The 26638-nt window shown below is 46.0% G+C and carries 22 protein-coding genes; 17 read left to right on the top strand and 5 right to left on the bottom strand.

Going from position 1 to position 26638, the window contains the following annotated elements; translation table 11 throughout:
* Positions 1-84: 84 nt before the first annotated feature.
* Complete coding sequence (locus L6I86_RS00805) at positions 85-3000, top strand: family 78 glycoside hydrolase catalytic domain (RefSeq protein WP_236284017.1); 2916 nt, start codon at positions 85-87, stop codon at positions 2998-3000.
* Positions 3001-3067: 67 nt separating this feature from the next.
* Here L6I86_RS00805 and L6I86_RS00800 read toward each other — a convergent pair whose 3' ends face one another.
* Entirely contained in the window at positions 3068-4462 is a 1395-nt protein-coding gene (locus L6I86_RS00800) for an MFS transporter (RefSeq protein ID WP_236284016.1), read from the bottom strand.
* Positions 4463-4578: 116 nt separating this feature from the next.
* On the opposite strand from L6I86_RS00800, the gene L6I86_RS00795 reads away from it, so the two are divergent.
* A complete protein-coding gene (locus L6I86_RS00795) occupies positions 4579-5463 on the top strand; it encodes a LysR family transcriptional regulator (RefSeq protein ID WP_236284015.1) in 885 nt (294 codons plus the stop codon).
* A gap of 257 nt (positions 5464-5720) precedes the next feature.
* Here L6I86_RS00795 and L6I86_RS00790 read toward each other — a convergent pair whose 3' ends face one another.
* Entirely contained in the window at positions 5721-6095 is a 375-nt protein-coding gene (locus tag L6I86_RS00790; RefSeq protein WP_236284014.1) for a hypothetical protein, read from the bottom strand.
* 165 nt (positions 6096-6260) lie between these two features.
* Between L6I86_RS00790 and L6I86_RS00785 the strand changes: the two genes are divergently transcribed.
* The gene (locus tag L6I86_RS00785) at positions 6261-6662 is read left to right on the top strand and encodes a VOC family protein (RefSeq protein WP_236284013.1); all 402 of its coding nucleotides are present in this window, start codon (positions 6261-6263) and stop codon (positions 6660-6662) included.
* A gap of 25 nt (positions 6663-6687) precedes the next feature.
* The gene (locus L6I86_RS00780; RefSeq protein ID WP_276574791.1) at positions 6688-7338 is read left to right on the top strand and encodes a sporulation protein; all 651 of its coding nucleotides are present in this window, start codon (positions 6688-6690) and stop codon (positions 7336-7338) included.
* 138 nt (positions 7339-7476) lie between these two features.
* Here the strand turns inward: L6I86_RS00780 and L6I86_RS00775 are convergent, their stop codons facing one another.
* Complete coding sequence (locus L6I86_RS00775; RefSeq protein WP_236284011.1) at positions 7477-7719, bottom strand: hypothetical protein; 243 nt, start codon at positions 7717-7719, stop codon at positions 7477-7479.
* A gap of 216 nt (positions 7720-7935) precedes the next feature.
* Here L6I86_RS00775 and L6I86_RS00770 point away from each other — a divergent pair, with 216 nt between their 5' ends.
* The 3 genes from L6I86_RS00770 to L6I86_RS00760 all read left to right on the top strand — a co-directional run bounded on the left by L6I86_RS00770 (position 7936) and on the right by L6I86_RS00760 (position 9037).
* Positions 7936-8166 carry a hypothetical protein gene (locus L6I86_RS00770; RefSeq protein ID WP_236284010.1) on the top strand — a complete coding sequence of 77 codons (231 nt, stop codon included), beginning with the start codon at positions 7936-7938 and terminating at the stop codon, positions 8164-8166.
* A 142-nt stretch (positions 8167-8308) separates the two neighbouring features.
* Positions 8309-8542 (top strand): GntR family transcriptional regulator, encoded by a 234-nt coding sequence (locus tag L6I86_RS00765; RefSeq protein WP_236284009.1) that lies wholly within the window; start codon positions 8309-8311, stop codon positions 8540-8542.
* A gap of 147 nt (positions 8543-8689) precedes the next feature.
* The gene (locus L6I86_RS00760) at positions 8690-9037 is read left to right on the top strand and encodes a VOC family protein (protein ID WP_236284008.1); all 348 of its coding nucleotides are present in this window, start codon (positions 8690-8692) and stop codon (positions 9035-9037) included.
* Positions 9038-9196: 159 nt separating this feature from the next.
* Here the strand turns inward: L6I86_RS00760 and L6I86_RS35605 are convergent, their stop codons facing one another.
* Entirely contained in the window at positions 9197-9328 is a 132-nt protein-coding gene (locus L6I86_RS35605; RefSeq protein WP_276574782.1) for a hypothetical protein, read from the bottom strand.
* Positions 9329-9442: 114 nt separating this feature from the next.
* Between L6I86_RS35605 and L6I86_RS00755 the strand changes: the two genes are divergently transcribed.
* The 8 genes from L6I86_RS00755 (at position 9443) to L6I86_RS00720 (ending at position 23831) form a co-directional block, all read left to right on the top strand.
* Entirely contained in the window at positions 9443-11059 is a 1617-nt protein-coding gene (locus L6I86_RS00755; protein WP_236284007.1) for a response regulator, read from the top strand.
* 112 nt (positions 11060-11171) lie between these two features.
* Positions 11172-12899 carry a sensor histidine kinase gene (locus L6I86_RS00750; RefSeq protein WP_338113347.1) on the top strand — a complete coding sequence of 576 codons (1728 nt, stop codon included), beginning with the start codon at positions 11172-11174 and terminating at the stop codon, positions 12897-12899.
* Positions 12900-12990: 91 nt separating this feature from the next.
* Positions 12991-13956: an ABC transporter permease gene (locus L6I86_RS00745; protein ID WP_236284005.1), complete on the top strand. Its 966-nt coding sequence runs from the start codon at positions 12991-12993 to the stop codon at positions 13954-13956.
* Between the two features lie 11 nt (positions 13957-13967).
* Positions 13968-14849 carry a carbohydrate ABC transporter permease gene (locus L6I86_RS00740; RefSeq protein ID WP_236284004.1) on the top strand — a complete coding sequence of 294 codons (882 nt, stop codon included), beginning with the start codon at positions 13968-13970 and terminating at the stop codon, positions 14847-14849.
* 74 nt (positions 14850-14923) lie between these two features.
* Positions 14924-16462 carry an extracellular solute-binding protein gene (locus L6I86_RS00735; protein ID WP_236284003.1) on the top strand — a complete coding sequence of 513 codons (1539 nt, stop codon included), beginning with the start codon at positions 14924-14926 and terminating at the stop codon, positions 16460-16462.
* Between the two features lie 143 nt (positions 16463-16605).
* Positions 16606-21537, top strand: coding sequence for a sugar-binding protein (locus L6I86_RS00730; RefSeq protein WP_236284002.1), 4932 nt, complete (start codon positions 16606-16608; stop codon positions 21535-21537).
* Between the two features lie 70 nt (positions 21538-21607).
* Positions 21608-22222, top strand: a complete 615-nt coding sequence (locus tag L6I86_RS00725) for a polysaccharide deacetylase family protein (protein ID WP_236284001.1) — start codon at positions 21608-21610, stop codon at positions 22220-22222.
* Between the two features lie 697 nt (positions 22223-22919).
* On the top strand, positions 22920-23831 hold the full coding sequence (locus L6I86_RS00720; RefSeq protein WP_236284000.1) for an aminoglycoside phosphotransferase family protein: 912 nt from the start codon (positions 22920-22922) through the stop codon (positions 23829-23831).
* A gap of 78 nt (positions 23832-23909) precedes the next feature.
* On the opposite strand, the gene L6I86_RS00715 is transcribed toward L6I86_RS00720, so the two are convergent.
* Complete coding sequence (locus tag L6I86_RS00715) at positions 23910-24419, bottom strand: tetratricopeptide repeat protein (protein ID WP_236283999.1); 510 nt, start codon at positions 24417-24419, stop codon at positions 23910-23912.
* A 91-nt stretch (positions 24420-24510) separates the two neighbouring features.
* Between L6I86_RS00715 and L6I86_RS00710 the strand changes: the two genes are divergently transcribed.
* On the top strand, positions 24511-25506 hold the full coding sequence (locus L6I86_RS00710; RefSeq protein ID WP_236283998.1) for a phosphotransferase: 996 nt from the start codon (positions 24511-24513) through the stop codon (positions 25504-25506).
* An 87-nt stretch (positions 25507-25593) separates the two neighbouring features.
* Positions 25594-26625, top strand: coding sequence for a LacI family DNA-binding transcriptional regulator (locus tag L6I86_RS00705; RefSeq protein ID WP_236283997.1), 1032 nt, complete (start codon positions 25594-25596; stop codon positions 26623-26625).
* The last annotated feature ends 13 nt before the right edge of the window (positions 26626-26638 follow it).

Below are 26638 nucleotides of genomic sequence, written 5' to 3'. Positions count from 1 at the left end.
TATGTCGTAATCAACCGATAACATTGCTCCTCCCTTTTTTTATAATTAAAGAAGAGATAGGAACGTAAGGAGGACGCTAACGCGATGACAATGACGAATTGGCAAGCCCAGTGGATTTGGGGAGATGGGGAAGAAAGTCCGCGGAATGAATGGAGATGTTTTCGCAAATCGTTCGAAGTTCCGCACAGCGAGGGGCTAAGTAATCCTACAGCTTCGCTGAGAATTACTGCGGATTCAAGATATGTGCTCACGGTAAATGGCACCCAGGTGGGGAGAGGGCCGGTTCGCTCTTGGCCTTTTGAATTAGCCTACGATACGTATGAAATCGGTCATTTATTAAAACCAGGCGAAATGAACACTGTAGCTGTTCTCGTCATGCATTTCGGTGTTTCAACCTTCTACTACGTAAGGGGGCGCGGCGGCTTACTAGCGGAATTGAACGATTCCGAGGGGAATGTGATCGCAGCGACAGATGCGACATGGCAGACATCTGAGCATGTGGGACATCATCCACGTGCATCGAGAGCATCTTGTCAGCATGCTTTTGCCGAATATATAGATGCAAGTCTCTGGGATTCATCATGGATGGAAAAGGAATATGACCCTGTAAACTGGATGCAATCGGTCGTGCTTGGGCCTGTTGGCATGGAACCGTGGACGGTGGTAAAGCCGCGTGATATTCCTCTTTTGACGGAAGAAATCATAACGCCGGTTCGAGTCGAATCCCTCGCGAAGATCAAGACGTTTCAGGTGACAGCGACACTAGATATCCGAAACGGTTGGATTGACGGAAGCGAGGTTCACGCGAATCGCATTCATTTCCTCGGTTACACAGCGACATCCCTTGTGTCCAGTAAGGCTGGCAAGGTAACGATTGGTTTTCTTCAAAGCGGAGAATGTTTCAAAGCCCTATCGCTAAACGGAGAGTGGATCGAGGGTAATCAAATTTATGGTTCAGCACCAGAACGATATGTGGATGTTGATCTTCAAGCAGGAGATAATCTGCTCCTCATTGATGTGTCCAGTCATATTCATACAGGCAAGCTACAGATTGGCTTATACGCGGAGGAAGAGCAAGTTGTCTCCTTCCAGGCGCCAGCAAGCTACCGAGAACATCAGGAATCTTCTTGGCTCAGAATCGGACCTTTCGATGCTGTTGAGTTAATCGATCATCAACGTGTTCGTGAATTGGAGTCGGAACATCCGATCTACCTAGAGCTGCACGACAACGTAAGAACTGTGGAAGATTTAAGCGTGTACAAGGATTGGATTCAACCTCTAAACCCTAAGTACGTGTCTGAGGTAGATGTATTTGCATTAAGTGTATGGAGAAAAGAAAACATTCGCTACGCAGTTCCTCCCCAGCTGCAAAATGCGATTATTCCAAACGCGGAAGCAGCTAGCGTACCTGTTTTCGAAGGATACGATACGGAAGTGTTGTTTGATTTAGGGAAAGAATATTCTGGTTATTTGGCCTTCGAGGTGGAAGCCAATGAGGGTGATATCTTAGATTGGTATGGCTTCGAGTATATGGCTGGTGAGTACAGACAGGACATGTTTGGACTTGACCATACGCTTCGCTATGTGTGCAAGGCGGGCCGTCAGCGCTATGAAACACCGATTCGGAGAGGTTTTCGTTATGTGTCTATGACTGTAAGAGGAGCTAAGCAGCCAATCAAACTCTACAACGTCACGATGATTCAGAGTAATTATCCCGTTGCGGAAGTTGGGCAATTCACGTGTTCGGACGAACTCTTGAATGATATTTGGGAAATATCCCGTCACACAACGAAGGTGTGTATGGAGGATACTTTCGTAGATTGTCCCGCTTTTGAGCAGGTATTCTGGGTTGGAGACAGCCGGAATGAAGCGTTGGTAAGTAACTATTTATATGGCGTACAAGATATTATCAAACGCTGTTTAAGGCTTGTCCCAGGTTCTAAGCATCAAACCCCGTTGTTCGCGGACCAAGTGCCTAGCGGGTGGAGCAGTGTGATTCCTAATTGGACGTTCTTCTGGGCGATTGCTTGTGCAGAATACTATGAGCAGACTGCGGATGAAGCATTTGCTTCGGAGATGTATGGACATATCCGATTTACACTCGAGCATTATTTGACGAACATCAATGATCAAGGACTTTTTGCGATCAAAGGCTGGAATTTACTCGACTGGTCACCGATTGATCAGCCGAATGACGGCATTGTCACCCACCAAAATATGTTTCTAGTCCATACGTTAAGAGTTGGCGCACGAATGGCACGCATTTCAGGCGATCAGCAGGGAGTTGCTTTATTGGAAAATGCGGCACTGCGACTGGAAACAGCCATCAATAACCATTTGTGGAATGAGGATGCATTGGCGTATATCGATTGCATACATGCGGATGGAAGACGCTCGCAAGTTGTGAGTATGCAGACACAGGTAGTCGCCTCATTAACTGGCGTAGCGTTCGGTAACCGAAAGCAGAAGATCGACAGCTACCTCGTGTCTCCGCCGTCTCATTTTGTACAAATTGGTAGTCCCTTTATGTCGTTCTTCTATTATGAAGCACTAGCGAAGTTGGGAGAAGTTGATCTCGTGCTAGCGGATATTCGCCATAACTATGGGATGATGATTCGCAATGGAGCGACAACATGTTGGGAACAATATCCGAATTTCCTTGAAAATCGTGCGAATCCGAACATGCTTACCCGTAGTCATTGTCATGCCTGGTCTTCGGCCCCCGCATATTTCTTGGGCAGGGAAGTGCTAGGTGTGAGAAGTCTTGCACCCGGATGGTCAGAGATCGAAGTTGCGCCAGCACTGAGTGGATTGACATGGGCGAAAGGGAGCGTTCCACATCCAGCAGGGGGACGAATCGATGTGTCCTGGACGGTGAACGAAGCCAGTAAAACGATGGAAATTACCGTCAGTTATCCGGCAAGTGTGACTGTTCATGTTCGGATGCCAGAAGGCTATACAGGCAATGTGAAAGAATTGAAACTACAGCTTCTTGAATAGGGAAAAGGTTTGCCTGTTATGTTCTAGGACATAGCGGGCAAGCCTTTTCAGCCTTCACAAACAACGTTTACGAATTCATAGATGCTTCCAATGGTTTGGAGGCCAAGCGTCTCCGATTCATTAATAGTAGACACATGGCAATCACTGTGAGAATAATCCCGAGTATTCGCAAACCACCCGCGCTGAACGTATCTCCCATTACGATGCTGATCAATAAAGAAGAGAGAATGGTGCCCAAATATCGGGATGTATTAAACAATCCGGAGGCTACCCCGATCATTTCTTTCGGTGAGCTTTGGAACAAAGCGGCTTGCATTCCGACATTGTTCAAGCCATTGCTAACTCCGAACGCGGCTAAAGCTAGACATACACTGACCATCGGAGAAGTTGGTTGCCATGTCACGATCCATATGGACCCAAGTGCCATCAGGATCGCGGATAGCAGCAAGGCTGGCCGTGGTCCTGATTTATCAATCCATCGGCCTGCTAAGGGAGATACGATGAGTGAACATAAGCCTAGGCTTAACATGAGAAGCCCAGTGTGGAATTCACTGACATGGCGTACCATCTGCAAATAGGACGGAAGCCCGAAAAAGAGGGAGTAAAATAGTACGTTAACGAGCATGAATTCGATATTGACCCTTGTCATTGCCGGATATTTGGCGAATGTGCGCAGAGGTATAAAGGGAGTTGTCGTTCTTAACTCATGGCGTACGAAAGCCCCCAGTGAAACGAGGCCAATCAGCCCGACGATGACATGCATCATGGAGATGTGTCCGACTGATTTGGCTGACAGTACGCCAACGAGCAGCCCAACTAGCCCAACTGTGAACAGCAGAATCCCAGACGCATCGATCAATGCTATCCATTTTCGAAAAGATAGTTCGTGTGTAAGAGATGTTGCCTGTTGGTCATTGGGGATGAACCTCCACGCGAGTAGAAAGCTCGCCACCACGAACGGAATATTGATGAGGAAGATTGCCTGCCAGTCCCACCAGTGAATCAGGATCCCTCCTATGAAAGGGCCAAGTGCTGCAGCTCCGGATAGGAAAATGGACATGACGGATAGAGCAACCGCTTGTTTCTCCGTTATATGAATCCGCACAATGGCCATGCCAACCGCAACCATCATGCTTGTTCCTATCGCTTGTATGATGCGTAACACGAGGAGCAATCCGAAGTAGGGCGATAGCGGAGCTAATAAGGAAGCAATGAAGGCGATCATCAGCCCAGCAAGAAATATTTTCTTGCGACCGAATAAATCACTTGCCTTTCCCATCACAGGCTGCGCGACAGCACTCGCTAAGTAGAATACAAATATGATCCAGGACACCTCTGTGAATGCAAGTTGGTACACATTTTGCAGCCTTGCTATTGCAACAGCAATCATCGAAGAATTTAACGGGTTCAGCAGCACCCCCAATCCAACTGAAATCAACAACCATTTGCTGCGACTATTCATGTCTGACACCCCCTGTTTACTGATGTCATCGTACTTGAATTTCATTATTTATTCCAATGACTTTTATGTTATGATTTCATTGATTAGAAGGAATGAGTCGGAGGCGGCGTTGCAAAATGGAACTACTTCAATTGCAATATTTCATCACGGTGGCTCGATTGGAACATATGACGGAGGCCGCGCAGAGTTTACATGTTACGCAATCGTCTCTGAGTAAAACGATTCAACGCTTGGAAGAGGATTTAGGTGTTCCGCTCTTCGACCGAATCGGAAGGAATCTGCGATTGAATGAGTTCGGAAGCAGATTCCTACAGCGTGCTGAAAGAGCTTTATTTGAATTGGAACAGGGGAAGCAGGAGTTAAGCGATTTATCCAGTCCGGAACATGGCGCCCTCGAATTGGCAGTTACTGCCGCAAGTACCTTGCCCAATATCCTGCGAGCGTTCAGGAAAAAGCGGCCCCATCTCCAATTTCATGTACAAATGCTGTCCACGCAGGAAATGGTGACGCTGCTTCATCGTGGGGAGGTCGATTTTTGCTTGTCCTCACCGCCGGTTCAAGGGGATGACATCGAATGTCAAATCGTGTGCAAGGACCCAATCCTATTAGCTGTTCCTTTGGGGCACCGATTGGCAGGCAGAACCAGCGTGTCCTTAAGCGAGCTTAGAAATGAATCATTTGTCGGTGTAAAGAAAGGCTATGGTACCCGCGATTTAGTTGACTCTATATGTAATTCGGTTGGATTTGAACCCAAGTATGTGTATGAGGGGAATGAACCTGCCAGATTAAGCGCGCTTGTGGAAGCTGAGATCGGCATTGCCTTCTTACCAAGTTCTGCAAGAAACTCACGGGAACAGATCGCCTATCTACACATTGAAGATCATGAATTGGTGCGGGAAATTGCTTTATTATGGCACAAAAGTAGATACATTTCCCGGGCTGCACAGGAATTTCGTGAAGTCGTAGTCGCCTATTTTCTAGAGATGTCTGTGAATCCTTGATTTTAAGGTGGAAGGCTAATAGGGGGAACTATGGAAAAGATTCAGCAAAGTGAAGTCTACGTGTCATTATATAAACGAATTATTATTTATATTATCGATATAGTAATCATGCTTGTCCCATTGAAGCAACCATAAGGTATTCAGTCCTGAACTTATAATCATTTATGATGGTGCCTCATTCTTAAACGAGAGCACAACAACAAGCTGCCAATATCATTGGCAGCTTGTTGACTTCTAACGGGCAAGATTTATTGAAATCAGCAGTTGCCCTTGCAATTTCTATAGATGGCTTCGCCTTCACGCAAGCATTCTATTGCGGGTCTACCCCTCAACCTGCAGGCAATTATATATTGGGTTTCTGTAATGCGACATAGAGGGAGCCGAAGAAAGCAAGGTAGTCTTAGCGTAGCCGTTTTTTTATATTTGAATGCATCTAGTTCTTTCTTCAGCTTGCCAAAAACTAGAGCCAGACCTTCGCTATTCTCGTTGATTTGCAAAACCCCATTCATGTCACCCTTGGGTGTGCGCTGGGTTTCAACGAAGCTTACCTCCAAGATACCATCTTTCGTTCTGACTTCGGCATCCGCGGAGAATATTGCCGTACCTCCTACTTGTTTGAAAATAACCGCCATAGTAGTTTTCCTCCCGTATTATGCATCCTTTCATATAATGCAGGACAAGACGGTATGGAAACTGGCAAATGAACTATTTTTAAGAGAAAAGGCTCTTTACAAACGAACGTACATTCGTTATTGTTTATATGGGTGGATTTTCCAATATCCAAGGGAGTGATACATATGGGAATTATCAAAACGAAGATTGAGAGTTCGCTTACAGTCTTGTTGGTATCCAATTATGAAAAGTCTAAGAAGTACTATGAAGATGCCCTTGGATGCGAAGTAAACGAGTTTTGGGCTATTCGAGATAATTTTGGATTAGGATTTAAGTTAATTCAAGCAACCAATATAGAAGATGTTAGACCTAACAAAGGGACTTGGAATACATATGCTTATATAAAAAATCATGATGAGTTGGACGCTTTATTCATAGAGCTTAAAACCAATGGGGCAATTATTGTTTCAGAACCTAAAGAGACAACGTACGATTGGGGTACTTGGAAAGATTTTTCGGTTCAAGATTTAGATGGATATGTAATCGGTTTCGGTTCGGGAAATAAAAATAATAAAGGAGAGGAATAATTATGTCTTTTTTTAAGAAGACAAAATCTATTTTCAAATTATGACAGAATACCGCAAGCCCTCGCCCTCTGATAGCGATCCGAATCATATTGTGAGTGAAACTGTCGTGATAGCCAACATCCTGTTGGGGGAGAGTTTTGTTTTTGAACCGGGAGAATCGATCGAAATTCCTTTTCAATTCGTGCTGCCGCATGAGACACCGATTTCTATTGGCGTAAGCAAGATCTGGATTCGTACAGGCATGGATATTGACAACGCGGTTGATCCATCAGATCGTGATAATATTGAAGTATTGGCTCATCCGCATACATCTGTCATTTTTGAAGCGTTGGAGGAATTGGGCTTTCATTTACATAAAGCAGAAAACGAATACTTTCCACAACCTAATTATTACCTGCCATTTATTCAGAATTTTGAATTTGTACCCTATCAAAATGGCGAATATCGCCGCTCCGTTGAAGAGCTGGAGCTGGTATTCTACCCGGATGAAAACGGAGTTGAGGTCCTCCTGGAATTTGACCGCAGAGCGCGTGGTTTTAGCGGACTTTTAGCAGAAATGCTGGATAGGGATGAGTCTCATCACCGTTATTATTTCAGTAACGAAGAGCTGGAGGAAGGCGCTGTATCAGTGGCTGATCAGTTCCGAGGCATTTTTAACGACTTGCTGGATGTGTAACGAAGCTTGTCTGGTGACAAGGTAAATAATTTAAAGTGCGGAAGGTGCTGTCAGATATTTTTTTAAAAAACAAAAAGAGATGACCAATTATGCCATCTCTGTAATCAATAACGTGAATTTGTTTCATATAGGTACCTTTTAGTCAACAAATTTGATTGAATATTTAGTTCCGTCGTACAGTTCAATCTTTAACTCCTCTACAAATTTCCATTTGATGCTGTCTAACCACTCTTCTAGCATTTCTTCTCTTTCTTCTTCATTCTGAGCATCATTAAATGATAATTTTTCTTCTTTACCATTAAAATACTCCGCTTTGAGCTTCTCAATATCTTCGATATCAAGTAGGGACAATACACTTTCGACTAGTGAACGCTTTGACAAAATGAACACCTCCTAAAAAAAGATATTAAATCTATATAGTATAAGGAAAATATTAACAATTGATTGTACATAGATACTAGTGAATAAGTGGATTTTTTTAATAGTTTTAAGAGATTATCAGAGATGACAACGCTTAGATTATTCTGGTGTTGTGAATGAGTAGATCGTGTATAATTATAACCGTAACGATCGGCTCAACTAATAAAGGGGATAATAATGGACCAAGAGGATATCAAGCAACGTATTAAGGATTACCAGCAGGCAGATGGAGTTCGCCCACTCACTTGTGGTAATAACAGTAAGCACGAGAAATTATACCCTAAGGTACTTGAACAAGGGTTGGTTCTTCTTTGCCCTAATTGCAATTATACGCAGACATATATCCCTGATCTGTTCTTTGATGATGGTTTTTATGAGTGGCTGCGAGGCATGAAGAGTTTGATTTAAGGAGATAGTCTCTATGGTAAAAAGGATGCTGGGAAAGATACGGCATCCTTTTTATTGATTATTAACCGCAATCCCCAGATGAACTTGCGGATATCACTTATTACAAAATGCGGAGGTACTTCAAGGCTTCCAGCGTGACCTCTTGGCAGTTGTCCCGCTGCTATCCACGTTAGTGGCGCTGTATGAAAGGGTTGTAGAACAGCTTCTGCAGGAGATGAAAAACGGAAAGCGGAGGGCGGGGGACAAGCTGCCATCCATTCGAGAAGGGGCGGAAGCGTTCAGCTGTAGCAAAAATACAGTGATTCAGGCCTACGGGGAGCTCGAGCAAAGGCAGCGCTCGGAAGTGAGATTTGTGGAGCGAGAGTTCATGCGGTAATGAAATGAAGTTCTTCATATCAAATTGGAATAATGAAGATTACATTGAATTCCAGAATAGTCAAAAAAGGAACTTAAATGTATAGCTCGAATATCTAATGTAATCTTATTAGTTAAAAAATTTAATGACAGATAGGAGTTAGATACGATGATAAAAGGTTTCGGAGGCATATTTTGGAGAACTAAGAATCTTGAAGTAATAAGAAAATGGTACTGTGAAGTGTTGAAGCTTGAAATAGAAAATTGGAATGGGACTATAATAAAACCTCAATTAGGAAATGAGACGATCTTTTCTTTCTTTGCCGAGAATGACAGTTATTTTCCAACAGATCAACAAGTGATGTTAAACTTCCAAGTAGATAATCTAGACGAGACTATTAAACATCTTGAGGAAATTGGTGTGCCTCTTGCCAAGAAAAAAGAAAGTAGTGATTATGGAAAGTTTGTTTGGATAGAAGATCCTGATGGTCGATTAATCGAGCTTTGGGAGAAATAATGAGAATGAGGAGCCTGTTATACAGCAGTGCTCCTTTATTATGTATGAATGTAGTGTGCAGCACATAATGAGATATTTAAACTACTGAAATAGATAAAGGAATAACGAAGGGGCAAAGGTGTTCATGCTGCGATTGATACAAGCCGACAGGGGAAAGTGCTACTTAGATGATAGATCCTCATACGATGAACGATTGTTAAATATAGACACGGAGGTAGCTGGTCGTTGACGATCAGCTGCCTTTTCCATGTAAACGAGCTGACCTGCAAAAAAGATCGTATATTCAGTCATATCAGACTAGAAATAGTAGGATTCCCCCTGCAGTATTTACCGAAAAACTCTTATAATAGAAGTTAATTTTTATTCGATATCGTTCTGCGAATTTCTAATAAGGAGACTGAAATTATGTATAAACTGGTCATTGTCGACGATGAACCTGCCGTCCGGGGAGGGCTCAGTAAATTCGTCCAGTGGAGCGACTATGGGATTGTTCTCGCCGGAACAGCGGACGATGGAGATACGGGGCTGGAGCTGATCGAGCGAGTAAAGCCCGATATCGTACTGACAGATGTGATGATGCCGGTAATGGACGGGATCCAAATGTCTAGGGAGATTCGAGAACGGCTCCCTGAGACGAAAATCGTATTTATCAGTGGCCACAATGAAGCCAACCTTTTGCGTTCGGCTTTGCAGGTTCATGCTGCCGATTATATTTTCAAACCAGTCAAACGAACTGAGCTCCAAAAGGTTATTGAAGGTGTCGTGAGAGACTTGCGTTCGGAAGAGAAGGAGCGGCAACGCCTTAAAGACATGGAGGTCAAATTGACCCAGAGTATGCCACTGCTTAGGGAGAAATTTTTGATGGCATTGATCCAAGACGGGGACGCAAAGCCAGAGGTGCTGCGGGAAAGAGCGGCATTTCTCAATCTGGAACTGCCGCTTGAAACGCCATATCTCGTACTCGTTATAACCATTGACGATGCAAGGGAGGTTCTAGGTAGTCGTTCGGAGAGGGACAAGCAGTTGTTGTCGTACTCACTCTTGAACGTCGTTCAAGAACTGATTGATCAGTACCTGCATGGGTATGCATTTGAGAACAGAGCTGCTGAATTCGTTGGACTATTAGTCCTTGATGATCCGATGAAGGACCCGGAAGCAACGCTGCTTTTGCTGGCAGAGGAGATTCGCGACAATCTGAAGCGCTGGCTGAATATCAGCGTTACGATTGGAGTAGGCGAACGTGCCGATACTATCCGGATGCTTCCAGCGTCTTTTCGGCATGCACGCGATGCGGCGGATCAAAAGTGGTACATGGGTAAGAATCAAGTGATCACGATGGACAGTTTAGAAGTTGGAGCTGCCAGTCCGATTCGGTTCGATAGTAGTCAGAGTGAGCGACTGGTATCCGTGCTGAAATCGGGGGAAAAGCAACAATTGGAGTTGGAAATGGAAAGCATTCTCGAGCCGCTGGCGCAAATTCGCAAGGACGGCTTTAAGTACGGCCGGCAGGTAGGACTGCAAATGATCGCGCTCGCCGGCAGGTTGCTGCTTGACCTTAATTTGCTAACCCGTGAGAAAGAAGAGGAGGAAGCTTGGGCGCTTGATCGACTCCTGAAGCTGGAAACGATGGCCGAGTTAAAAACCTTTGTAAGCGATTACCTATACAGCATATGCTGCTGGATTCAGGAGAAGCGGAGCGGACGATCGAGTAATGTAATCGAACAGATTCAGAAGTTTATTGCCGATAATTACGCCAAAAACTTGGCCATCGCGGAGATCGCCGCTTACGTTTATCTCAGTCAAACTTACGTCAGCTTATTGTTCAAGCAGGAGACTGGCGAGACGATTTACGAATATTTGATGAAAGTCCGTATTGCGAAAGCGAAGGAATTGCTGGTAGATCCTCGCATCAAGTTCTACGAAGTGTGCGAGCTAGTCGGCTATACGGATCCAAGCTATTTCAGCAAGCTGTTCAAGAAGATGACCGGACTTACGCCAAGCGCTTATCGGGACCAACAATAGGAGAAGAAGTGTTTAGCATTCAAAAGGAGTTGATCCCGTGAGAGGGGTTTTGCAAAAAAGAAGGATCCGTCCCTCTAATTTGTGGGAAGGCGTTGTAGCGGCCAGGAGGTGGATGCTCGCCTACGGTCTGATGATTTTCCTGCCGGTATGTATGATGTTGTTCGTGTATTATGAACAGTCCTCCAGGATTTTGCAGGAGGAGGTGACCCAGACCATGCAGCAGACATTGAAACAGGCAGGTATTAATTTAAGCTCGCGGCTCAACTATGTGCAGAATTCATCCAATTCTATATTTATGAATAATAAACTGTATGAAAATTTGGATCCCGCTTTTCCAATTATCGAGCGCATCGCTCAGTCAAAGGAGCTGCGCAATTTGCTCGAATCGGTTCAAACGGCACCAGACATTGTCAGGGCGCGTGTTTTTACTGATCCGGGGAATTTATACGGATTCGATTTATTGAATCTTTTTCCGCTAGATAGCTTGAAAGATCGCCCATGGAACAATGAGGTCATGAACGCTGGCGGCAGTATCGTGTGGACGGGCATCTACGAAGAAAACTATCTGGACTCGGGACCTGCACGGATTCTTTCCTGTGCTCGATTGCTGAGACATCCGCGAAATTTTGATCAGAGTCTTGGTGTGCTTATGCTTGACGTTCCCGAGAAGATGCTAACTGAAATTATCTCCGAGCTTAATTTTCCAGCCCAAAGTCGTGTATATATCCTGGATCGCAGTGGAACCATCATTTACAGCGCGGAGCAATCGGTAATCGGCACAAAGACTGCCCTAGAGAGTGAATCTGATGAAGGAATCATCAAACGGTCTGAAAACGGTGTAGAGGTGTTTGAAGTACGTGCACCCATCCGAGCTGCGGATTGGCGTCTCGTGCTAGAGGTGCCCAAGACTGGCCTGACGCATCGCACAACCACGTTAAGTCAGTGGTCTGGCATCGCAACGGTCGTTGGCATGACGATCATGTTTTTGATTCTCGTGTTCATGTTATTGGCGTTCGTTATTAACGGGATGAACCGGCGAATCAAATCGGTCGTCAAGACGATCCGCACGGAAGGTGTTGAAGGGCTGGAGGAGCCGGGGGGCGACTTTCGGCTGCTTGAACGAGTTGTCGATCATTTGGTGCATCGCGTGAAGGATTTGATGGAGGAGGCTTACCGTTCGAAAATGCTGGAGCGAGAGGCTGAACTTCGCGCGCTGCAGGCACAGATCAATCCGCACTTTCTCTACAATACGCTGGATACGATTAATTGGCTAGCGATTTCCCGTGATGCCGACGATATCAGCCATATGATCGAAAGTCTGTCTGATTATTTCCGGCTCAGCCTGAACAAAGGGAAGGATCATGTCTGCGTAACGGATGAATTGGAGCTCGCGAGAGTCTACTTAGAGATTCAGCAGAACCGGTTCCCTTCCACATTCGAGTTCTTCATTAAAGCGGATCCCGAGGCGAGCCGGTGCGTCATTCCGAAGCTGACGCTGCAACCCATCGTTGAGAATGCGCTGCTGCACGGCATACGCAAAAATAAAGGCAAAATCGGAATCATTAACATTCACGCGAAGCGGAGTGGAGAAGTGCTTGAGATTACCATCAAAGATAATGGGATTGGCATGGAGGAGCAGCTAGCTTCCAGTCTGTTGTCTACTTCGCGCCATTTGCTGCATGCTGAAGGAAACGGAAGCTCGTATGGTCTATACAATGTGAACGAGCGAATCAAGCTTATGGCTGGTTCCGAATATGGACTAACGGTCAGTTCCCGTCTAGGCGAAGGCACTGTTGTGATCGTTCGTCTCAAGGCAATGAAAGAGGAGGAAATTAAGTAGGATACACCTAGAAAGTGTCGGATTGCCCTCTACATGACGCACTCTCCTGTAGGTACAATAAAGCCATAAGTGCAGGAGGTGCAACCACAATATGAGCGAAATCATCACACATTTGAATGGAAAGGCAGGGGAGACCAAATTTTCTCGCAAGCGTGAAGGCAGATGGCGAAGGGTATGGCGGAACCTCGATACTTATGTACTGCTGGTGCCTGGGCTGCTTCTACTGCTATTGTTCAAATACACGCCGATGTACGGAGTCTTAATCGCTTTTCAGGACTTCAACATTTTTGACGGGATCAGAGGAAGCCAATGGGTTGGATTTGAGCAGTTCCGAAAGCTCATGCAATCGGCAGAATTTATACAAGTGTTCACGAATACATTGCTCATCAGTATTTACAAGATTGTGTTGCTGTTCCCGATACCCATCCTGATCGCTCTTCTGCTGAACGAAATTCGGTTCCCAGCGTTCAAACGGACCATCCAGACGATTATCTACATGCCTCACTTCTTGTCCTGGGTCATTATCTCTGGCTTGTTCATGACGATCTTGTCCCCTTCTGACGGACTAGTCAATACCGTCATCCAATGGTTCGGCGGCGAATCCATACGATTTTTTATGGACAACCACGTATTTAGAAGTGTCGTCGTGTTCACGGCAGGCTGGAAGGAGATCGGCTGGAATGCGATCATCTTCATCGCTGCCTTAGCGAGTGTCGAGCAGGAGCAGTACGAGGCGGCTTCTATCGACGGAGCGAATCGCCTGCAGCAGATGTGGCATATTTCGCTTCCCGGCATTGTGCCGACGATTATCCTGATGCTCATTCTCCGCCTTGGTATGGTGCTGGATGCTGGCACAGAACAGATCCTGACGATGTATAACCCTACCGTATATGCCTCCGGCGACGTCATCGGTACCTTCGTCTATCGGATGGGTCTTGGCAAGATGGATTACAGCTTCAGCACCGCGGTCGGCCTTTTCAATTCGGTCGTCGGCTTTATTCTCATCATCTCCGGCAACTGGCTCAGCAAAAAAACGCTGAACCGCGGAATATGGTAAGGAGGCCTGGCATGCAAATCCGGAAAAGAACATTCAACGACTGGGTATTAGATAGTTTCGTCTATGGCTTCATGATCGTGTTAGGCCTGATTACCTTATTGCCGATGATCCACGTGTTCTCCAAATCCGTCAGCTCGGACTGGGCGCTTGTATCGGGACGGGTGAATCTGCTTCCGGTAGGCTTTCAACTAGATACGCTCGTAAAAGTCGCCACCTCCTACGCATTTGGCCGGGCATTCGTCATTTCGGTTATCGTGACTGTAGTTGGGACACTATTGAGTATATTGGTGACCGCCATTACAGCTTATCCGCTATCTAAGCGGCATTTGCCCGGTATCTCGGGAATCATGGTATTGTTCGTTTTCACCATGCTATTTAACGGAGGACTTATTCCGAATTACCTGTTAATTCGTGAGCTGCATTTGCTAAACAATTTATGGTCGCTCATTTTGCCTGCCATGATCAGTGTTTTCAATATGCTGGTCATCAAGAGCTATTATGAAGGTCTTCCCGAAGCACTTGAAGAATCGGCGCGGATGGATGGAGCAAAAACGTATATGATTTTGTTCCGCATCATTTTACCGCTCAGTATGCCTGTACTCGCTGCGATCGCCTTGTTCTATGCTGTCGGCTTTTGGAACGATTACTTCAGTCCGATGCTTTACATTAGCGATCCATTATTGAAAACGCTTCAACTGTATCTGCGCGATATCGTGATGGAGAACGATACGGCGAACGCGCTCAACAAGTCGGCAGACGATCTGATGAATATGTCACCGGAAAGTATCCGTGCCGCTACCGTTGTCGCATCTACCGTGCCGATCCTTCTCGTATATCCGTTCCTTCAGAAGTATTTTATTAAGGGTGTATTGATTGGTTCCGTCAAAGGCTAATGCTGCATTAACGCCGGCGGAATACACCGCTGCTTAATGATAAATTTCACAACATATATAGGAGGGTTTAAAAAATGAAGAAAACGATGAAATGGGCTGCGCTCCCTGTCGCAGTCAGCCTAATGCTGCTTACCGCTTGTGGCGCAAGTAACGAAGGTGAGAAAAGCAGCTCCCCAACCTCGTCCCCGTCCACACAGCCAGCGACTGCCGGCCCCAAGCCTGAACTGAAAGCGCTTATGCGATTGGGCCCTAACTTCGCTAAAGACCCAATCGCCACGATGCTGGAAGAGAAGACTGGGTACAAAGTCAATTACGAAGCACTTCCGGTCGATAAACCGGAGGATAAACTCAATCTGCTGATTGCTTCCTCCGAACCTTACGACATCGTCTCAACAGCAGGGGACAGCAGCTCTAAAGCGATTTATGCCGACTATGCGAAAAAAGGAGCACTGGTTGATCTAACTCCGCTTATTGAGAAGTACGGTAAGAACATCAAAGCATCGTTGTCCAAAGATACACTTGAAATGGCCAAAGTCGATGGTAAAATCTATGCCATTCCGACGCGAACCCTTGAATCAGTCGGCACGAGTCTAATGATCCGCAAGGATTGGTTGGATAAGCTGGGTCTGAAAGTCCCGACAACGCTTGATGAACTGTCGGTTGTACTCAAGGCGTTCAAGGAGAAGGATCCTGGTGGTAACGGAGCTAAAAATATTCCGATGTCTATTAAGGGCGACAATCCATTGGTCGACAACCTCGTCGGCGCCTTCGGTATGGTCAATGATTGGAACGATGTAAGCGGTAAGCTGGTTCCCCGCGCGATGAATCCTGCGTTTAAGGAATATCTGACCTATATGTCGGATCTTTACAAACAAGGGCTACTTGATCAAGAGTTTGCCATTAACAAGGACGCAACCGTGAAGGAGAAGTTTACGAATGGTAAGGCGGGCGCCATTGTGTTGCATTGGGCCGACATTCCGGCGATTGACGATGCGCTGAAGAAAAATTTCCCAGGCGCCACCTATGCGTACATACCTGCGCTGACGGGCAAAGACGGCAAGGCAGGTCTGGCACAATCATCGGGATTCGATAGGTTGACGTTTATTCCGAAAGCTTCTAAACATCCGGAAGATGCGATCAAATGGATGGACGCCAAGTTGGAACCGGATACGTTCAAAAACATGGCAATTGGTGTAGAAGGCACGCACCATACAGTGAAAGACGGGAATTATTACCCGGTTTTGCCTATTTTCAATGACGAGCGAGGATCTGCCAGCAACTATTTGACCGGTATCGACGAAACCAAATATCCGATCTACTGGCAGGCTCGCGTCCGCAAAGATGATCGTCTCTACAAGGGCTGGGAGTTTCTAAACAAGTTGCAGAAGCCAGAAGTGTTCAAGCAGAATCCGCTGGGATTAGCGCCTTACTTCCCGAATTACTCCAAGGAAAATGCACAGCTTAACCAAATGGTCAACGATTATGCGGTCAAGATTATTGTTGGCGGCGAGCAGCTTACCGGATTCGACGCATTCACGGAAAAATTCAAAAAAGCCGGCGGCCAAACGAGCTACGACGAAATCAACACATGGTACGCAACAACTCGTAAATAAAACAGTGCGGCAGGCTGACGAATTCGCTTAGGCGGTGCAGACTGCCGCATCTGCTGTGCCTTTTCAGGCGAGTACAAGTAAGATGAGAGGGGGTGAATGCTGCAAGAAAAGCAAGATGAACACCATTATGGGAGGGAAAAGGGATGATTGCTTTGGAATTTTCGAAAAGGTGGAAATTGCTCGGTTTCATGATGTTCTTCTTTCTGATCGGTATGCTTCTAGTATCCGCTTCTTCCGTCAATGCCGCTCAACAAGAGCCTTACAATTGGCAGAATGTGCGAATCGGCGGCGGCGGATTTGTAACCGGGATCGCCATTCATCCAACTGAGCCGAATCTCGTCTATATTCGTACCGACGTTGGCGGGGCCTTACGGTGGGACTCGGTTAATCAGAAGTGGATTCCACTATTGAATGCGCTTCCAAGAGAAAAATACAATCTGTACGGCATTGACAGCATCGCCCTTGATCCGGCGGACCCGAATGTGGTTTACGTTGCAGCGGGCAAGTTCGACTATGTAGGAGCTCCTTCAGATATTCTGAAATCAACAGACCGGGGAGCCACTTGGACGTCAACCGGGTTTGCTCCCAGGCATTATGGCAACGGGTCAGGACGAGATTTGGGTGAACGGCTTGCGGTAGACCCCAATAATAGTCAAATCATTTATATGGGAACTCGTTATGACGGGATGTGGAAAAGCACATCGGGGGCCAGCGTAGGCTCATGGGAGCAAGTTACTAACTTCCCGAGCATCGGTGCCGCTCCGACTGGACTCAATTTCGTATTATTTGATAAGAGTACAGGATCTCCCGGCATTTCGACACAAACCATCTATGTCGGGGTCAAAGGCACCGGTATCTACCAGAGTGTGAATGGGGGAACAACATGGACGCTGATGAATGGAAGCCCGCTTACTCCACGTCGGGCTGTTCTGGCGGATGGCGGCACCCTATATGTCACTTATGAAACTGGCGTCACTAAGTTTGCAAACGGCGTATGGACCGACATTTCGCCTCCGGCGGTAGGGAGATACAACGGCATTACGGTAGACCCTACAAACCCGAACATCGTGATGACAGCCATAGAAGATGGTTCGAACACGCCGGCGCCGATCTACCGGTCGACCAATGGAGGCGTGAATTGGTCGCAAATCACCTTCGTCAAACATCAGAATGTTCCCTGGTGGACGAGTAACTGGTTTGCTGCTAATACTTCGACCTTGACCATCGATCCTCATTTTCCAAATCGGGTATGGTTAACCGACTTTTACGGCACATGGCGCACAGATGATATAACGGCAAGTCCGTCTCACTGGTATACGTACGAAGAGGGCCACGAGGAAGTGGTGACGTTCGCCTTACGCAGTACGCCGATCGGTGCACCGCTGCTTAGCGGGCATGCGGATGTTGATGGTATGCGTCATACCTCGCTCACGACGTATCCAAGCAGCAAATTAGGTAGTCCGTCACTGGGCGATACGGTTTCCATCGATTTTCAAGAGAGTAATCCGAACTTCATCGCTCGGGTCGGTTCCACCCGTTATGCCGGCTCAGGGGGCGGCGGCTACAGCACCAACAACGGGGCAACCTGGACGGCATTTCCCAATCCGCCTGGAATCGCGGGCCGCATCGCCGTATCGGCCGGCAGCGAAACGATGGTCTGGGTCCCGCAGCACGGAAGTCCGTTATATTCAACTGATCGTGGACAATCATGGACACCGGGAACAGGAGCGCCATCCGGAACCGTTCACGATTTCTGGGTCTGGTACCAGCCGCTGGCGTCCGACCGCGTCAATAGCAATACGTTCTATCTGTTGGAACGTAACACGTGGAAATTATTCCGCAGTACAGACGGAGGGGCGTCTTGGACGGTTGCATCTACGATGCCGATAATACCGGCGAAAACGCCCGCGTATTTCAGTGTCAAGGCAGCTCCAGGTAAGGCGGGCGAAGTGTGGGTCAGCCTAGATGGGGGAGGACTCTGGCGTTCCAGCAACTCCGGCGATTCTTGGACGCAGCTGCCGAATGTGCAGCAAGCAACATTGTTCGCATTTGGTAAAAATAAGCTTGGCTCTTCAAATCCTACAGTCTTCGTATATGGTAAGGTTGACAATTCCGTGGGTATTTTCCGATCCGATGATTTTGGCACAACCTGGGTGAAGATTGACGTCATCGATCCGGCGATTGGCGCTGAAGCCAATACGATGGAGGGCGACCGTCAAACATGGGGGCGCGTTTATATCGGAACAAACGGAACCGGTGTTTTTTACGGCGACACTTTGATGAGCGAAGGAACCGATACGGAGCCGCCGACAGCTCCTTCGAACCTGTCATCTCTATCACATACATCTACAAGCGTTAACCTCTCATGGACAGCTTCAACCGATAACACTGGTGTAGCTGGGTACAACATTTACAACGGAGGCGTCTATGTCGGTGCCACGACAACGCTTTCGAGTACAAACTATACCGTAAACGGCTTAACCCCTAGCACAACCTATTCGTTTACAGTGAAAGCCAAAGATGGAGCGGGCAACCTCTCGGCTGTGAGCAATGCACTGAGTGTGACGACGGCACCTCCGCCGGCGCCGCCGACGAATCTGACAACAACATCGGCGACGCTCACGAGCCTCAGCATGAGTTGGAGTCCGCCATCCAATCTCTCTGGCGTAGTCGGATATAACCTTTACGTAGGTTCCAAGCAGGTAGCTACTACCTCAGGCACGACGTATACACTCACGGGACTGCTGCCCGACCGAACGTACACGGTTACCGTTCGTTCCGTAGACGGTGCAGGCAGTACCTCAATATCTAGCAACTCACTGGCTGCGACGACTGCGACAGGCCCAGGCACGCTTGCCTTCAGCGACGATTTTCAGGATGGAGTGGCGAATGGTTGGACGCCTGCGAACGGTACATGGTCTGTCGTAACATCAGGCGGGTCCAAGGTTTACAAGCAAGCTTCTTGGCTTTCGACGAATGCGTTCAGCACTGTGGATACCAGCTCATATTCCAACTATAGCGTGGAAACGAATATCAAACTTACCCAGAATGATATCGACCTAGCAGCTGGTATAACGGCTCGCTATCAAGATCTGAACAATTTTTACTATTTCCGAATCAAAGCAGGCAAGCTGCAGATTGGCAAATCGGTGAACGGAACCGTCACGATCCTGACTCAGAAAAGTTATACGATGACGACGAATGAAGTTTACTCGTTCACTGCGGTATTAAACAACAGCACACTCGAATTATATGTGAATGGGTTTAAGGAATTAACCGTTACGGATATAAGTCATGCCTCGGGAAAAATAGGTCTATATGCCTTCAAAACGAGTGTTGAGTTTGATAATGTGAAAGTCGTTCATGATCATGATTTCACACCGCCGATGGCTCCTGGAAATTTGCGCTTATTGTCCAAAAACGAGACCACGGCAGATTTGACTTGGGATACATCCTCGGACAATACCGGTGTAACCCAATACGAGGTGTATCAAGGTTCAGCTTTGATAGGAACCGTTACGTCCAGCACGTATTCCGCAACCAACTTAGCGGCGAATACCAGTTACATTTTCAGCGTAAAGGCAAGGGATGCGGCAGGAAATGTATCCGGAGCGAGCGCCTCGCTGAGCGTTACGACAGACCCGTACCTGTTTCAAGCAAAAAAATCCATTACCGCCATTACCGTTAACGGATCTCTGGACGAACAAGTGTGGTCCACGTTCAAGCAATTAAAGAAACCGATTATTGGCACTCCGAACAATACGGCGGAATTCAGCTCGCTCTGGGACAATACTTATTTGTATGTAGGCGTCAAAGTCATTGATGGTAATCTGTATAATACATCTGTGCAGCCTTATTATGATGACTCCATCGAAATCTATATCGATAGCAACAACAATAAAGGAGCAACTTATGACAGCTATGACCAGCAGTATGTCAAGGGTTGGAACGACAGCACGCTCTGGCTGCAGAGAGTGATGCCAAACGGAGTGCTGCATGGATGGGCTCCGATTTCAGGCGGATACAGCGTCGAACTGGCGATTCCTTGGAGTACGCTCGGCCTTACACCATCAGCCGGAATGACTATTGGCTTTGACGTCGCGAACAATGACACCGACACCGGATCCGGTAGGGAAAGCCAGCTGATATGGGCCGGAACGAACAACAACTGGACGAATACGTCCGCATTCGGAAGCCTGCAGCTTTCCACGGTCTCCATTGGGGATACGCAGCCGCCTACAGTTCCATTGAATTTGGCATCGCCTTCACACACGGACCGAACTGCAGTATTGTCTTGGACGGCTTCAACTGACAACGTTGGCGTTACCGGATACGAGATTTATAGCGCCGGAAATCTAGTTGCAACGGTGACTTCAACGACTTATACGGTTACTGGGCTAACGCCGGGAACCAGCTATAGCTTTACGGTAAAAGCAAAAGACGCGGAAAACAATGTGTCAGCGGCGAGTACCGCTGTCAGTGTCACGATGGATGCGTCCTACACGCTGATCCCTGTTACCAAAACGACTGCCACCATCCAAGTCGATGGCTCACTGAACGAAGCAGCTTGGTCCATTACGAAACTAGCGAATAAGAACGTAATCGGCACCTCTAACAATACGACGCAATTTGGGGTATTATGGGATGATACGTACTTGTACGTCGGGGTTATCGTCACCGACGGAAATCTGTATAACAATTCGGCGGAGCCTTACTCCGACGATTCCGTCGAGATTTATATGGACGGTAATCATAACCAAGGCGCAACCTATGACAGCTATGACCGGCAATTTATCAAAGGTTGGAACGACTCCGCTCTGTATGAGGCTCGAAGCCTCATGAACGGCGTGCAGCATGCATGGGCCACGATATCAACTGGATACAGTGTGGAGATGGCAATTCCGTGGAGTTCACTTGGCATTACGCCATCAGCGGGGATGATGATTGGCTTCGACGTAGCGAACAATGACGAGGATGATGGTAACGGTCGAGTTAGCCAGACCGTATGGGCAGGAACATCCAATAACTGGTCGAGCACTTCTGCATTCGGAGAGTTGAAGCTGGTATTGCCATAACTGCAACTGCATGAATCGAGCAACTGTATCGAACGAAATTCAGAGATCAAATTAATAGGGGGCTAAACGCATGAATATCATTCAACAAGTTTCAACAACACAGAAAGCTGTTGCTTTTACATTTGATGATGGCCCTAACCCTGAGTATACGCCTCAATTGCTAGATATTTTCGATGAGGTTTCCGGTCGTGCTACTTTTTTTATGATGGGAAAACAAATCGAACTTTATCCCGAGACTGCGCTCGATGTGCATATCAGGCAACATGAAATTGGGAATCATACGTACTCTCATCCTTTTATGACCAAAATTAGCTTGGAGGAATGTGAGCGAGAACTACTTGTTACAGACAGTTTGATTACACAGGTAACAGGAACTAAGCCAGTTGTCATGCGTCCACCTTACTTGGATTTCAACGAGGAGATTCAGTCGATTACTGACAAAATGGGCTATCCTGTCATTGGATCCAATAACGGAGGCACAAGGGATTGGGAGATGCCGGGCGTAGACCACATTCTTGAGGTAACCCGAGAACAAGTCGGATGCGGGAGCATCTTACTCTTTCATGATGGCTTTGGAGATCGTTCTCAAACGATAGAGGCTGTTCGAATTTTGGCAAAGGAATTAACCGCACAAGGTTATCAACTTGTAACGGTTAGTGAGCTCTTGCAAATGGCGGAGTCCTAATAAGCCACAGCAATCTGGATATCATTCATACAATATGAATATTGAGAGGCGATGAGATACTGCGTAGAATTTAATTCTACGCAGCTTTTCTATGTGAATTGGGGGAAAAGGGCGTGTATATATTCAGTTTATAAAGTTATTTTATTCTATACAAAGTCATTAAAAATATTGTGAATCATACGAACCCTACGACTACTCGTTGAACTGGCCAATTAATTATAAATGGAGTCATTATCTCTCCTAAAATTAGGTTATATTTGGAAGTGTTAGGATTATTTGAGGTGTTGCTGTTGCAATTGAGAGATTTGTTGATGTAATCAATTGCTGTTAATGATTTAATAGAATTAAGGAAAGGCATAATTAACGAGCTATAAGTAAGGAGTTCATTTTAATGAGATATTTAAAATGGTGCATTGCTTCATTATCATTGTATACACTATTCACACTTATGGCTTGGTTCATTGACGAAATAGGATGGAAAAAGGGAGTAACAGAAGGAAATTACCAAGTATACGCTAACTTACTTTCAAACATTCAATTTCCCATTAAAGTTCTTCTAGGAATGGATGATGTGATAAATTATAATTTTAGACTTTTACCGTATATGATGGGTGCCATCTGTTGGGTATTTATAACGATTTTGTTTTGTAGGCTGAAAACTAGTACACATCATTAACTTGAAAGGAGCCTTTCCGGCATGATTGCGATCCCACATACATTTATGAAAAGAATGCACGAACTTCACGGTGAACAAGGTGTCGCCTGGTCAGAGGCGCTGCTCAGGCTAATCGCCGACTGTGCAAGCCGCTTCGACTTTAGCCCTGAAGTTCCTTTTTCTAATTTATCTTATAACTTCGTGCTCCGCGCAACGCGCAAAGATGGTAAGCGAGTCGTCCTTAAATTATCTTACAAGAAAAGTGAGCTAGCTAGAGAAGTTAGTGTTCTTCGCGCGTTTGAAGGCCGAGGGGCGATTCAAGTGCTTGATGCAGATGAGGAAAGGGGAGTTGCACTACTGGAGAGTGCCGAGCCAGGCATACCTTTATCGACAATTGAGAATGATGCACTTGCAACAGATATCTTTTGTGAAGTATTTCGCAGCCTTCACCTTCCGCCACCAAAGGGTAGTGAGTACCCTTCAATGAAGCAGCATTTTGCGGCAATTGAGCGATACCGAGAGCGAATCAAAGACATGGAAGTTGACGGACCATTGCCTCCGAGCTGGGTGGAGAATGCCGAAGAATGTCTGGAGTATCTCATCGCGACCACGAGTGAGAATTTCTTGCTGCATGGCGATCTGCATCATGATAACATTCTTCGCCAAGGCGAAGAGAAATGGGCTGTCATTGACCCCAAAGGAATCATCGGTGATATCCATTTTGATACCATCCAGTATCTACTTAACTACGAGGATCGGGGTGGTGACTGCGAGCAAGTGCTACATAACCGAGTAGAAAAAATGGCCGATCGTCTTGGTCTTGACCCTCGTCGCATCGCGATGTGGGGTGTGGCACGAGGTGTGTTGGAGGCGTGCTGGACGATTGAAGACGGAGGAACGGATTGGCATAGAGGCATCCAAATCACGGAACGCTTTGCCAAATTTCTGGATTGAAGTCTAGCAACAAAGTTTTTTAAACATACGAAACGGCAGTTTGCGAGTTAGCTGCCGTTTTCTTAATTAACCGATAATTCATTCAGCAGTTTCATCAAGGTCTTCATTATAAGCCAATATCCCGCGTTTAAAATAATGCAGCTTTTCGTCGGAGGTAGTTTCCATTAGAGTGTTTACCAAAAGTTGGACACTTTCTTTGTAGTTCTGGCTATTGTACAGCGCCATGGCGAGGAACACCTGAATTGCCCTGTTCTCCGGAAATTCCCTCGCGCCTCTGCGCAACGTATTCACCGCTTCTTCATAGTTCCCCCAGTAGCGATATGTACTACCTAGTCCCATTAGGCATCTTTCTAGATCAGGTCCAGACAAGCCTAATTCAATTGCTCGTACATAATAGGGTATAGCCTGTCGACCTAAACCAGAATTGTCATGTGCGATTCCAGTTTGGTAGTTGAGCTCCGCATTATCTGGATAATTTGACAATAGCTCTAATAAATGCGCACGAACCTCGCCTAAGATCGCTTGATCTTGTTTAGCTCGTCCTTCTTCGCGCCGTTCAATCAATTTGTTTAGATCATCAATCTTCATATTGATCACCATCCTGTGTTTGGTAGTCTGTTGAGTTAAGAACATTTTAACATAAGCTTGTGCTCATTGAGTTAACGAATGGAGGATTATCATGCAAGACATTATTGATGAAATCGTACGTAATTACTTTGAGAATACATTGTACGAGATCGAGTCGGTACCATTCGGTCTTACGAACATAACGAAAATTATGATACTGAATGACGAAAAATATGTGATTCGAAACTACAATCGTCATACAAAAAATGTAGAGAGTATTAAATTTGAAGCACAAGTAACAACGTGTCTGAGTAAACAGAATCTTTCATTTGTTGTGCCCATTTTTTTATATACGAATGCAAGAGAACAGTTTGTACGCTTGTCCGATGGAACATTAGGTGCAATCGTTTCATTTGTTGAAGGTGCTGTTCCAGAGATAATCAGTATTCAACAAGCTACTGAGTTTGGCTCAATTGTCGGTGAAGTTAGTTCTGCACTAAGTCAATGCACGATAGATTGTAATTATCGTGGGGTTCCCTTTACTGAATTTTATAGTCTGCATCCTTTAGCCAATTATTCTGCTGTATCAACTTTTATGAAGGTCCCACCCTTTGAAATTTCTCAAGCAGCCCTTAATTTTTATGAAGAAATGATCTCTTTCGTAGAACAGAAGAAACTTGTATGGATGGATTTGCCTAAGCAACTAGTTCATCATGATGTGTTAATCTACAACTTACTCTCAAAAGAGAATAAAATCCATGGTGTTTTAGATTTTGATTTTACATCACATGATATTAGTTTTATGGAATTTACCATCTCTCTTAATCACGTCATACAACTGACAAACGGATCATGGGATATGGCGGAAGCATTTATAAAAGGCTACTCTAAATTTCGAAAATGTACATATCAAGAGATAAATCAACTGGAAATTTTGACTCGAATTTATCATATTGCAGTACTTCATATTTACATAGGCCAACATTATTCTGGTAAAAATATCGAGCAGAACTTCAATTACATCCTAAGTCAATTTCAGTCAAGGAATGAATGGTTGAACAAACATTGTTCTTTAATAAAGAAACTAATTGAGAATTACCTGATTTAATATGAATTTCTCAACCATTGCAATCCCATAAATGAATATTGACACGCGTTATAACACGTGTTATTTTGTTCTGGAGAAGGTGATTGAATGGCAAAGCGCGTAACGAGTTTTGACGTCGCTAGACGTGCAGGAGTGTCCAGAAGTATTGTGTCAGCGGTTCTTAACAACACGCCCGGTATCGGAGTTGGCGAAGAGAAGCGAAAAGCGGTTCTGGACGCAATTGAGGAGCTGAACTATCGGGTTGATGCACAGGCAAAGGGGATGAGAACCGGTCGAAGTTACTGTATCGGAGTGCATGGGGATTTAAGTAACCCGATGTTTACACAAATGCTGCAAGGGCTTCAGGAAGCCTGCAAAGAGAGAGGGTACCACGTCCTTTTATGCGGTGTGGAAAACCGAACTGAGCTGATCGAGCTCTTCATGCAAAAGCGAATTGACGGCATCGTGACCAAAGACACGACAGGCTACGCTGACGAGAGTTGGGAGAAGGAGCTGAACGATCAGCAAGTTCCCTTCATTTCGGTTGAAGGATACCCAGAGAGCTCGAGAACGACTTCGATCCTCATGGATTATAAGCAAAGTGTGCATGACGCCCTGAACGCCATGTGGGCGCTAACTAAGTTGCCTCCAGTTTATCTGGGAGTATACAAAGGGTCTGAGTATAGGCCGAATTGGGGAGACCGTGAACGACTGCAAGGTTATCGGGAGTGGATGAGCCAACACAGGTGCGAGGTTTCTATAGAATTGCTCCAGGAAGAGTCTTGGCTATATGCACCTAAGGTTTGGGAGAAATGGCTGGAGATGCTGCCTAAGCCTGTTGCTATCATTTCCAATTGGTCGAGAGGGGCCATATATATATACCGTGCCGCCAATAAGCTGGGTCTACGCATCGGTGAAGATGTGCATATTATGGCAGCAGATAACACAGAAAGCGTTAATGCATTCTTGGTTCCCGCATTAAGCGCTGTAGAGGTTCCCTACCCAGACATGGGCAGAGCAGCTGCAAGCCGTATTATCGAGTACATTGAGGGAAAGAAATGGATTGAAAGCAAGGAAAAGGAATGGGTACCAGCCAAGCTATCGATGAGGGATAGTGTAATGACAGGTAGGAGCAGGTAGACCTACCCTTTTT

The sequence above is a fragment of the Paenibacillus allorhizoplanae genome, assembly GCF_927798215.1.
GTDB lineage: Bacteria > Bacillota > Bacilli > Paenibacillales > NBRC-103111 > Paenibacillus_E > Paenibacillus_E allorhizoplanae.
This window is presented reverse-complemented; position numbering and strand designations above follow the sequence as displayed.

Excerpts from the sequence above, each read along its gene's own strand:
- L6I86_RS00805 (WP_236284017.1), top strand. The coding sequence starts at position 85 with ATGACAATGACGAATTGGCAAGCCCAGTGGATTTGGGGAGATGGGGAA.
- L6I86_RS00800 (WP_236284016.1), bottom strand. The coding sequence starts at position 4,462 with ATGAATAGTCGCAGCAAATGGTTGTTGATTTCAGTTGGATTGGGGGTG.
- L6I86_RS00795 (WP_236284015.1), top strand. The coding sequence starts at position 4,579 with ATGGAACTACTTCAATTGCAATATTTCATCACGGTGGCTCGATTGGAA.
- L6I86_RS00790 (WP_236284014.1), bottom strand. The coding sequence starts at position 6,095 with ATGGCGGTTATTTTCAAACAAGTAGGAGGTACGGCAATATTCTCCGCG.
- L6I86_RS00785 (WP_236284013.1), top strand. The coding sequence starts at position 6,261 with ATGGGAATTATCAAAACGAAGATTGAGAGTTCGCTTACAGTCTTGTTG.
- L6I86_RS00770 (WP_236284010.1), top strand. The coding sequence starts at position 7,936 with ATGGACCAAGAGGATATCAAGCAACGTATTAAGGATTACCAGCAGGCA.
- L6I86_RS00760 (WP_236284008.1), top strand. The coding sequence starts at position 8,690 with ATGATAAAAGGTTTCGGAGGCATATTTTGGAGAACTAAGAATCTTGAA.
- L6I86_RS35605 (WP_276574782.1), bottom strand. The coding sequence starts at position 9,328 with ATGACTGAATATACGATCTTTTTTGCAGGTCAGCTCGTTTACATGGAA.
- L6I86_RS00755 (WP_236284007.1), top strand. The coding sequence starts at position 9,443 with ATGTATAAACTGGTCATTGTCGACGATGAACCTGCCGTCCGGGGAGGG.
- L6I86_RS00750 (WP_338113347.1), top strand. The coding sequence starts at position 11,172 with ATGCTCGCCTACGGTCTGATGATTTTCCTGCCGGTATGTATGATGTTG.
- L6I86_RS00745 (WP_236284005.1), top strand. The coding sequence starts at position 12,991 with ATGAGCGAAATCATCACACATTTGAATGGAAAGGCAGGGGAGACCAAA.
- L6I86_RS00740 (WP_236284004.1), top strand. The coding sequence starts at position 13,968 with ATGCAAATCCGGAAAAGAACATTCAACGACTGGGTATTAGATAGTTTC.
- L6I86_RS00735 (WP_236284003.1), top strand. The coding sequence starts at position 14,924 with ATGAAGAAAACGATGAAATGGGCTGCGCTCCCTGTCGCAGTCAGCCTA.
- L6I86_RS00730 (WP_236284002.1), top strand. The coding sequence starts at position 16,606 with ATGATTGCTTTGGAATTTTCGAAAAGGTGGAAATTGCTCGGTTTCATG.
- L6I86_RS00725 (WP_236284001.1), top strand. The coding sequence starts at position 21,608 with ATGAATATCATTCAACAAGTTTCAACAACACAGAAAGCTGTTGCTTTT.
- L6I86_RS00720 (WP_236284000.1), top strand. The coding sequence starts at position 22,920 with ATGATTGCGATCCCACATACATTTATGAAAAGAATGCACGAACTTCAC.
- L6I86_RS00715 (WP_236283999.1), bottom strand. The coding sequence starts at position 24,419 with ATGAAGATTGATGATCTAAACAAATTGATTGAACGGCGCGAAGAAGGA.
- L6I86_RS00710 (WP_236283998.1), top strand. The coding sequence starts at position 24,511 with ATGCAAGACATTATTGATGAAATCGTACGTAATTACTTTGAGAATACA.
- L6I86_RS00705 (WP_236283997.1), top strand. The coding sequence starts at position 25,594 with ATGGCAAAGCGCGTAACGAGTTTTGACGTCGCTAGACGTGCAGGAGTG.